This is a genomic window from Streptomyces sp. BE20 (genome assembly GCF_036322525.1).
GTDB lineage: Bacteria > Actinomycetota > Actinomycetes > Streptomycetales > Streptomycetaceae > Kitasatospora.
Genome location: NZ_JAQYWW010000194.1, coordinates 1 through 8,562, shown reverse-complemented (window position 1 = coordinate 8,562; position 8,562 = coordinate 1). Strand labels below are relative to the sequence as shown.

Sequence of the window (8,562 nt, the reverse complement as noted above, 5' to 3'; positions counted from 1 at the left end):
GACGAGCTGAAGGCCACACTCGAGGACTGGATCAAGAACTGGAACGACAGTGCCCACCCGTTCAAGTGGACCAAGACCGCCGACCAGATCATCGACCGAATCTGCCGCTACTGCTCACGCATCTCCGGACCAGCTCACTAGGCGGTCGCCGGCCAGGCTGCGGCACGGCTCCGGGCGATGCCCGCACGCCGTCCGGCCTCGCCGGGGCCGTCGCCCGGCGCGGCGGCCGACGGCAGGAAGTCGGAACGGACGTCCGGCCCGTCCGCAGCGCCGTCCGCCTCGGCGGCGAGCAGCTCGCTCGCGGTCCGCATACGGGCGGGGCCGGCCGCCTCGGACATCAGCCGCGCGGCGACGGCGGCATCCGTCGACGGCGGGACGACCAGCAGGTTCAGCCGGCGTGGGGCGTACGAGCACACCGCGATCGTGTGTTCGTCCTGCTCGGCCCCGAACCAACCCGCGTGCACGGTGTGCCCGACGACCGGGATGCGCCGGGGGACGACGGGCCACTGCGCCGGGTTCACGGTGATCCGGGTGACCCGGCCCCACCGCTCGTCGATCTCGGCGGCCAGGGAGGGGAGTTCGCGAAGAAGATCACGCGAGCGGGGCCACCAGGCGCCGTCCAACCTGCCGGCCCGCGCGCCGACGGGCGCGAGGGAGATCCGGGCGGTGGGTTGCGGGGCGGCGGGCGTTGTCGCGCGATCGAGGGTCGCAGTCATGATCAAGGACCCGTCTCCGGGCTCGACCCGGAGGCCGAGTCCGGCATGGCCGTTCGCCGGAGACGACGCCAGTATCCGGTGCCGGCATGCGAAGTGCCTTCGGTGATGCCCAGGCTACTCCCCGTCCGGCCCGATCCTGGCACGGTCGCGACAACCGATCTGCCGTGCCATGGGAGAACGTCAGTCTGCGGTTCCGCCACCCGTCCGCCGCCGGCCCGACTTTCTGTCAGGTCCGGCCCGCCGCAGCGAGCCTGAGCCGACGCTCGGCAGGACCCCCGACAGGGTCCTGCCGGACCTCTCCGGCAGGACCGTACCGGGCGGGGCTCCCCGCCCGCGCAATACCGACCTGGCAGTCCCCGACGCCCTCTTGGCAGCCGTCCTTCCCCGTGCTGAGGTGGATCGTCGAACGATCGTTGTCTCGGGGGTGGGGATGGACGAGTTCACCGTCGGACGCTGGCGCCGTCACGGCCACGACAGGTTGTACGTGAACCGGCGCGGTGCCGAGAAGGCCCTCGGCTGGTACGACTTCAAGACCGGCGAGACCGTGGTGCGGGACGAGCGCCAACGGGCCGTTGTCGAGACCGTGTTGGCCGCTCACCTGGCGACGGCACCCGGCGTTGCCAAAGCGACGCCGGTTCAGCCGCCCTCGCCGCCGCTCGTGCCGCCTCCCGTGCCGTCCGCGCCTCCTGTCGCGCCTCCCGCGGCACCCGGCTTCGACCTGTCGCTGAACGCTCCTGGTGACTCCATCCGCCGAAAGATCGACGAGGTCGAGCCGAGCTGGATCAAACGACGACTTGCCTACTGGCTCAGTTCGGAGCAGACGCAGGCTCACCCGTGGGCAGTCGGCCTGCGGGGTGAGCGTCTGGTCGGCCGCCGGCTGGACCGTCTTCCCGACGGGTGGAAGGTGCTCCACTCGGTGCAGTTCTCCAGCGGAACCGACATCGACCATCTGGTCATCGGCCCGCCGGGCGTCTTCACGATCAACACGAAGCACCACCGGGGCGCCACCGTCTGGCAGGGGGACCGGGCGATCACCGTCAACCGTGCGGCCACACGCTACGCGCCCGCGAGCCAGAGCGAATCGGCGAAGGTCGCGCGAGTGCTCTCGGCGCGCTCGGGGTTCCCGGTGCCGGTCCAGCCGGTGGTCGCCGTGGTGGGGGCGGCCTCGATCACGATCGGATCAGCGCAGTCCCCGGTTCTGCTGTTGGACGGAGCGCACGTGGACCGGCATCTGTCCAGGTGGTCGCCCCGGCTTCGGAGCGACCAGGTGGACCAGATCTTCGCCGTGGCCCGCGACAGCCGTACCTGGCACGGTTGAGCTGTCACGCACGGGGCGGCCCGGTGCGACGCCAGGAGCCGCAAGTCCGGCCCGGGCGGGTGTGACGGTCATGCACGACCTGTTCCAGCAGGCCCCTGAGGCCCAGTCACACAGAAACCAGTCAGGCCCCGTCGGATCTCTCCGATGGGGCCTGACTGGTACTGCTGGGTCGGGGTGGCGGGATTTGAACCCACGGCCTCTTCGTCCCGAGGCAACTCGGATGCTAGACACTCCACCGGTCCCACTCCACCGGTCCGGCACTGCTAAGCCGACTGGAGCTCCTCATTGACGCCATCGCTCGCGGTGCCGGCGCACACAATTGAGGTCGATCTTGTGCTTGGGGTGGGTCCGCAGGGTGCCGATCTCGGTGCCTCCCTTGATGACCATGAGATCGTCAGTCAGGACTATGGCGCCGGCGTCAAGCATGACGTGGCAGTTCGGGCAGAGGCAGAGAACGTTCGCAGCGATATCAGGTCCGTTGTGGGGGCTACCAAGGGCTTGGATGTGGGCGCCCTCACTGTAGTTGCCGCCGGGAACCTCAATGCGCAGTGCGCAGACCTGGCACTGGTTGTCGTGCCAGGCCTTGACCTGTCGTTTTACAGCGCTACTACGGACGATGCGCTGCACTGTGGTGGGTACCCGTTCGGGGGTTTCACTGCCAGTGACAGGCGGTTCAGCGTCGTCTTCGAGTGGGAGTTCGTCGGCCATGGGTAGGTCTGCTGTTTCTACGGCCGCGGGGATCGGCGTGCCCTCGTGCGCCTCCATGCGGAACTGCCATATCAAGTGACCGTCAATTCCGAGTTTGCTGCCGTAGCCCGTGACTCGGAACAATCCGTCGTACCGGTAGCCCGACTTGGGCGCATACTTGGAGCCCTTGTGTGCCCCGCGCAGCACTCGGACAAGAAGGCCTTCCAGGTAACTGGTGACCAGGGCAGCGTTCCCGGGATCTTCCAGGGTTTGGTCAGCGACCTGGTTCTTCGATGAGTCCTGTCCACCGTGGCCGGTGTAGACAACGACATCGCCGTAGTCCTCGTCGTCCTTGTAGCCACCAGAGACGACGATCGACTCAGCGCCGGTCACCTTCGTCCCACAGATGCCGGCTTGTAGCGGACGGTGTACTCCCGCCTCGTGGGCCAAGCGGCGGGTGCTGAAATCCTGGCCGACGTAAGCGCCGGGCGGCTCGCCAATCATGCATCCAGCTTCGCATGGCGAGATGACAACCCGCCTGCGATTTGTGCCCCGTACCGACCGGCATGACCTGCTGCCATGACTCAGGTTGAGCGGAGGGTTCGATCGTCGATCGGGCAGCCTCGCCGGTCTTGGAAGTTCCGGCTGCGCCTTTGGGGTCCGGGCGACGAGGGAACCACCCGGCGACCCACCACGATCCACGATCAGCCGGCCCGCGGGCACCCCGCAGATCCCGCCACACATCGCCGTATGGCGCTCTTGCTCCCCGTGAGCTACGCCACAGCTTCGTGTCCCTGCTCTCGGACAGCGGTGTGTCCCTGGAAGCGATCTCCAGTCTGGTCGGCACTTCAGTACGGCGGCCACCGAAGAGACCTACCGCCTCGACCCGTCCCGCCCCATGATCCAGACCGGCGCCACGGTCATGGATGGCCTGTTCTCCCAGGGCCCTGAGGCTCGGTCACTCAGTCAAACGCGCATAACGCCAGAGGGCCCATCGGATCTCTCCGATGGGCCCTCTGTACTGCTGGGTCGGGGTGGCGGGATTTGAACCCACGGCCTCTTCGTCCCGAACGAAGCGCGCTACCAAGCTGCGCCACACCCCGGTCCTGCTGTTTGTCGCTCCGTCTCCTTCGCGACGAGTAGAACTCTACCGGACGCTTGCCGAGAGACGAAATCCGATTCTCGGCGAGCGTCCGGGCGGGTCAGCGGGCGGCCGGGGTGAGGGTGAGGAGGGTGGCTTCGGGGGGGCAGGCGAAGCGGACGGGGGTGTAGCGGTTGGTGCCGCAGCCGGCCGAGACGTGCAGATAGGAGCGGCGGCCGCCGGCCTGGTGGGTGGAGAGGCCCTTGACCCGCTTGGCGTCGAGGTCGCAGTTGGTGACCAGGGCGCCGTAGAAGGGGATGCAGAGCTGGCCGCCGTGGGTGTGGCCGGCCAGGATCAGCGGGTAGCGGTCGGCGGTGAAGGCGTCGAGGACACGCAGGTAGGGGGCGTGGACGACGGCGAGCGAGAGGTCGGCGTCGGGCGACGGGCCGCCGGTGACCGCGCTGTAGCGGTCGCGCCGGATGTGCGGGTCGTCGAGGCCGGTGAACTCCAGGTCGAGTCCGCCGACGGTGAGCCGGCCCCGGGCGTTGGTGAGGTCGAGCCAGCCGGCGGCGTCGAAGCCGTCGCGCAGCTTCTCCCAGGGGTTGTGGACGGCGCCGTTGACGCCGCGCCCGGCCGTGCCGTCGGGGTTGTTCATGCCGTGGACGCCACTGCGCAGGGCCTGGAGGTAGCGGGCCGGGTTCTTGCGGGCCGGGCCGTAGTAGTCGTTGGACCCGAAGACGTAGACGCCCGGGAACTCCATCAGCGGCCCGAGCGCGTCCAGGGTGGCGGGGACGCCGAGCGGGTCGGAGAGGTTGTCGCCGGTGTTCACCACCAGGTCGGGCCGGAGTCCGGCGAGGCTCTGCAGCCAGCGCTGCTTCCTGCCCTGCCCGCTCACCATGTGGATGTCGGAGACCTGCAGTACCCGGATGGGGCGGGCGCCTCGGGGGAGGACCGGAATCTCGACCCGGCGGAGGCGGAAGGAACGGACCTCGTACCCAACGGAGTAGGCGAGGCAGGCGGCGCCGGTGGCGGCGATTCCGAGGGGGACGGAGTACAGCGGTCGCATCGGTCCATGGTCTCAGACGGCGGATCAGCGGGTGAACTGCCGGTGGGCGTGCGGGGGCCGACCGGTGGTGCGTCCGGTCGGTTCGGTCGTCGGCCGGTGCGACGGCTGGGCCGACCGGGTGCGTCACCGGTGGACTCGGGCATGCCGGATGCGCCGGACGTGCCGGGTGTGTCGACGGGGGTCGCGGGTGGCCGGCGTTCCTGGGGCTACTCGGCCTGTTCGCGCCGGGCCCGCAGTGCCCGGACCTTGTGCCGGTTGCCGCACCGTTCCATCGAGCACCAGCGCCGCCGCCCGGGCCGCGAGGTGTCGACGAAGAGCAGGTGGCAGTTGTGGGCGCCGCACTCGCGGACCCGTTCCGCGTACGGGCCGGTGAACAGTGCGATCGCGTCGCGGGCGACGGTCGAGGCGAGTTGGGCGCCGTCGCCGGGCAGCGGCGGGGCGGGCGTGCCGTCCGGGGCGATCTGGGGGGCGAGCGGCGGCAGCGCGGCGGCCCGGTTGAGCACGGCGTAGTCGTCGGCCGTCCCGCCGGCCCCGGCGCTCCTGCCGCTGTCGAGCAGCCCGGGTGCGCCGCCGCCCGCGCGGGTCGCGGCGAGCCTCCAGAGGGCGTCCCGCAGGGTGCGGATGCCCGCGAGCTGCTCGTCGCTGATCCGGACGGCCTCGTACGGCAGGCCCAGCCGGGACTGCGGGAGCCACCCGGCGAGGTCCGCCGGGCGGTGCAGCGTCTCGTAGCGCGTGTACGGCGCCGGCGCGCCGGTGGTGAGCAGTTCCAGGCAGAGCGCGCCGGGGTCGAAGTGGAAGGCGGTTCCTCCACCGGGAGGGTGCAGGATCAGCCCCGGGGCTCGCTCATCGGTCATGTAACCACCTTAAAGGGTTACTCTGCGCGATGGGAAGGGAGCGGAGGGGAAGGGAGCGGATCGGAGGGGACCGAGGGGAAGGGGACAGGAAGGACGGCGGACGGGCGGGCCGACGGGGCCGGCTTCGTTCGGAGGCCCACGGCTTAATGCCGGGCAGCTGAACGCCGCAGGTGAAAGACTCGGGCCATGACGACGCTCAAGGCGCAGCTGCAGGAGGACCTCACGGCTGCCATCAGGGTCCGGGACGAGCTCCGCTCGTCCACCATCCGGCTCACGCTTTCCGCGGTCACCAGCGAGGAGGTGGCGGGTAAGACGAAGCGGGAGCTCTCGGACGCCGAGGTGCTGAAGGTGATCGGTCGGGAGGCGAAGAAGCGCCGGGAGGCCGCCGAGGCGTTCGACACCGCGGGCCGGACCGAGCAGGCCACCCGGGAGCGGGCCGAGGGCGAGGTGCTGGCCGACTACCTGCCCAAGCAGCTCTCCGACGACGAGCTGGCGGCGATCGTGACCGCCGCCGTCGCCGAGAGTGGTGCGACCGGGCCGCAGGGCATGGGCGCCGTGATGAAGCTGGTGAAGCCGAAGGTCGACGGTCTGGCCGAGGGCGGCCGGGTCGCCGCCGCGGTGAAGGCCGCGCTGACCGGCTGACGACAGGTCGGCAGGGCAACAGCGCAGAGGGTCGGCGGGGCAGTAGGACGGCAGGCCGGCCGCGCAGCGGGAGAAGAAGGGGGTGCCCCCCGAGCCACTGGCTCGGGGGGCACCCCTCTTCGCGTCACGGTCGACCGGGTCGGTCAGCGGTGGCCACCGCCGTTGCCGTTGCCGTTGCCGTTTCCGTGACCGCCGTCGTTGCCGCCGCCGATGATGCCCGGCGGGAGGGTGATCCCGCCGCCGATCAGGCCGCCGGCGTTGGTGCCGCCGGGGTTGCCGCCGCCGGTGTTGGCGGGCGGCGGGTTGCCACCTGCGTTCGGGTCGCCGGTGGCCGGCGGGCTGGCCGGCGCGGTGGCGTTCGGGTCGGGCTTGGGTGCCGGGTCCGGGATGTTGATGGTCGGCAGGGTCTCCATGGGAGCGCCGCGCAGGGCCTGGTTCATCGCCATCTGCCAGATCGGGCCGGGGCCGGTGGCGCCGAAGACGCCGTCGGCGCCGTAGTAGGTCTCGCCGATCTTCATGTTCTTCATCTTCACGCCGCCAGCCGGGCCGCCGAGCCAGACGGCGGTGGCGAGCTGCGGGGTGTAGCCGCTGAACCAGGCGGCCTTCTTCTCGTCGGTGGTACCGGTCTTGCCGGCGATCTGGCGTCCGCCTTCGAGCTGGAGGGAGGCGCCGGTGCCCTTCTCGGTCACGTTGAGCAGGACGGCGTTGAGGGCGTCCGCGGTGTCCTGGGAGTAGGCCTGGCTGCAGGTCGTCTGCGGGACCTTGATGTCCTTGCCGTCCACCGTGGTGATCTTGTTGATCGCGACGGGGGTGCAGTACTTGCCGCGGGCGGCGAAGGTGGCGTAGACGTTCGCCATGGTCAGCGGGGAGAGCTCCAGGGTGCCGAGGACCATCGACGGGACCTCGACGAACGGGTCACCCTTCGAGGTTTGGCTGATGCCGAGCTTGTTGGCCATCTGCTTCATCGCGCAGAGGCCGACCTTCTGCTCCATCTGCACGAAGTAGGTGTTGACCGACAGGGCCATGGCCTGCTTCAGCTCGTACGGGCCGACCTCGCTGGCCGACTCGTTGCCGACGCTGCGCTCCTTGCCCTTGGCGGTGTTCTTCCAGGTGCCCGAGCAGGTGGACATCGTGGGGTACTCGATCTTGTTCTCGGACGGGAACGGCTGGGTGGGGGACATCCCCGACTCCAGCGCCGCCGCGGCCAGGACCGGCTTGAACGTCGAACCGGTCTGGAAGCCGTTGCCGCCGCCCATCGCCGCGTCGACGTTGAGGTTGACGACGGTCTGGTTCTTGTTCGGGTCCAGGCCGTACGGGCGGGTCTGGGCCATCCCGAGGATCTTGCCGGTGCCGGGCTCCATCATGGTGGCGGCGGCCGAGACCGGGTCGGTCACCTTGACCTTGGAGGTCACCGCGTTCTGGGCGGCGGCCTGCTTGTCCGGGTCGAGGGTGGTGTAGATGTTCAGACCGCCCTGGTCCCAGAACTTCTTTCGGTCGGCGGCGTTCTTGCCGAAGACCGGGTCCTGCTTGACCACGTGCCGGACGTAGTCGCAGAAGAAGCCCATGCCGGCCTGCGCGGTGATGCAGCCGTTCTGCGGGTCCTTGAACTTCAGGCCCAGCGGGGCGGCCTTGGCCTCCTTGGCCTGGTCCGCGGTGATGTGCTTGTTCTCGAGCATCTTGTCGAGCACGACGTTGCGCCGCTTGACCGTGTTCTCGGGGAAGCGCACCGGGTCGTACTGCGAGGGGTTCTGCACCACGCCGGCGAGGGTGGCGGCCTCGGCGATCGTCAGGTCCTTGTTGTTCTTGCTGAAGTACCGCTGGGCGGCGGCCTCGACACCGTAGGCCTGGTGGCCGTAGAAGGTGATGTTGAGGTAGTTGGTGAGGATCTGGTCCTTGGTCAGGTCCTCCTCCAGCTTGATCGCGACCTTCAGCTCCTGGATCTTGCGGCCCAGGGTCTTGCGCTGGGCCTCCAGGACGGCCGCCTGGTCGTCGCCGGCCTTCTCGACGTTGACGTTCTTCACGTACTGCTGGGTCAGCGTCGAGGCGCCCTGGGAGGTGGTGCCGCTCTCCGCGTTCTTGCTGATCGCGCGGAGCACGCCCTTGAGGTCGACGGCGCCGTGCTCGTAGAAGCGGGCGTCCTCGATGTCGACCTGGGCCTGCCGCATGTACGGCGACATCTGGTCGGCGGCGAGGACGGT

General features: G+C 69.7%; 7 protein-coding genes, 1 tRNA gene and 1 pseudogene. 3 read left to right on the top strand and 6 right to left on the bottom strand.

The genetic code is table 11. The features are described 5' to 3' along the window. Positions 1-137 precede the first annotated feature (137 nt). Positions 138-716, bottom strand: a complete 579-nt coding sequence (locus tag PUR61_RS00880) for a DUF5994 family protein (protein WP_329874580.1) — start codon at positions 714-716, stop codon at positions 138-140. Between the two features lie 430 nt (positions 717-1,146). Between PUR61_RS00880 and PUR61_RS00875 the strand changes: the two genes are divergently transcribed. Then, positions 1,147-2,034 (top strand): nuclease-related domain-containing protein, encoded by an 888-nt coding sequence (locus tag PUR61_RS00875; protein WP_329874578.1) that lies wholly within the window; start codon positions 1,147-1,149, stop codon positions 2,032-2,034. A 282-nt stretch (positions 2,035-2,316) separates the two neighbouring features. Here PUR61_RS00875 and PUR61_RS00870 read toward each other — a convergent pair whose 3' ends face one another. Continuing rightward, positions 2,317-3,225, bottom strand: a complete 909-nt coding sequence (locus PUR61_RS00870) for a YDG/SRA domain-containing protein (protein ID WP_329874576.1) — start codon at positions 3,223-3,225, stop codon at positions 2,317-2,319. Between the two features lie 260 nt (positions 3,226-3,485). Between PUR61_RS00870 and PUR61_RS00865 the strand changes: the two are divergent. After that, positions 3,486-3,670 (top strand): annotated as a pseudogene (locus tag PUR61_RS00865) (site-specific integrase); the annotation flags it as partial. An 80-nt stretch (positions 3,671-3,750) separates the two neighbouring features. Here PUR61_RS00865 and PUR61_RS00860 read toward each other — a convergent pair. The 3 genes from PUR61_RS00860 to PUR61_RS00850 form a co-directional block, all read right to left on the bottom strand. Further along, positions 3,751-3,824 (bottom strand) — tRNA-Pro (locus PUR61_RS00860). Positions 3,825-3,923: 99 nt separating this feature from the next. Beyond that, the gene (locus tag PUR61_RS00855) at positions 3,924-4,868 is read right to left on the bottom strand and encodes a metallophosphoesterase (RefSeq protein ID WP_329874573.1); all 945 of its coding nucleotides are present in this window, start codon (positions 4,866-4,868) and stop codon (positions 3,924-3,926) included. A 206-nt stretch (positions 4,869-5,074) separates the two neighbouring features. Next, positions 5,075-5,722, bottom strand: a complete 648-nt coding sequence (locus tag PUR61_RS00850; RefSeq protein ID WP_329874572.1) for a CGNR zinc finger domain-containing protein — start codon at positions 5,720-5,722, stop codon at positions 5,075-5,077. 186 nt (positions 5,723-5,908) lie between these two features. On the opposite strand from PUR61_RS00850, the gene PUR61_RS00845 reads away from it, so the two are divergent. After that, positions 5,909-6,364: a GatB/YqeY domain-containing protein gene (locus tag PUR61_RS00845; RefSeq protein WP_329874570.1), complete on the top strand. Its 456-nt coding sequence runs from the start codon at positions 5,909-5,911 to the stop codon at positions 6,362-6,364. A gap of 143 nt (positions 6,365-6,507) precedes the next feature. On the opposite strand, the gene PUR61_RS00840 is transcribed toward PUR61_RS00845, so the two are convergent. Continuing rightward, a partial coding sequence (locus tag PUR61_RS00840; protein ID WP_329874568.1) for a transglycosylase domain-containing protein occupies positions 6,508-8,562 on the bottom strand: 2,055 nt, incomplete at its 5' end.

Bases quoted from the DNA above. Each gene is read 5' to 3' on its own strand.
- PUR61_RS00870 (WP_329874576.1), bottom strand. From the start codon at position 3,225: ATGATTGGCGAGCCGCCCGGCGCTTACGTCGGCCAGGATTTCAGCACC.
- PUR61_RS00875 (WP_329874578.1), top strand. From the start codon at position 1,147: ATGGACGAGTTCACCGTCGGACGCTGGCGCCGTCACGGCCACGACAGG.
- PUR61_RS00855 (WP_329874573.1), bottom strand. From the start codon at position 4,868: ATGCGACCGCTGTACTCCGTCCCCCTCGGAATCGCCGCCACCGGCGCC.
- PUR61_RS00845 (WP_329874570.1), top strand. From the start codon at position 5,909: ATGACGACGCTCAAGGCGCAGCTGCAGGAGGACCTCACGGCTGCCATC.
- PUR61_RS00850 (WP_329874572.1), bottom strand. From the start codon at position 5,722: ATGACCGATGAGCGAGCCCCGGGGCTGATCCTGCACCCTCCCGGTGGA.
- PUR61_RS00880 (WP_329874580.1), bottom strand. From the start codon at position 716: ATGACTGCGACCCTCGATCGCGCGACAACGCCCGCCGCCCCGCAACCC.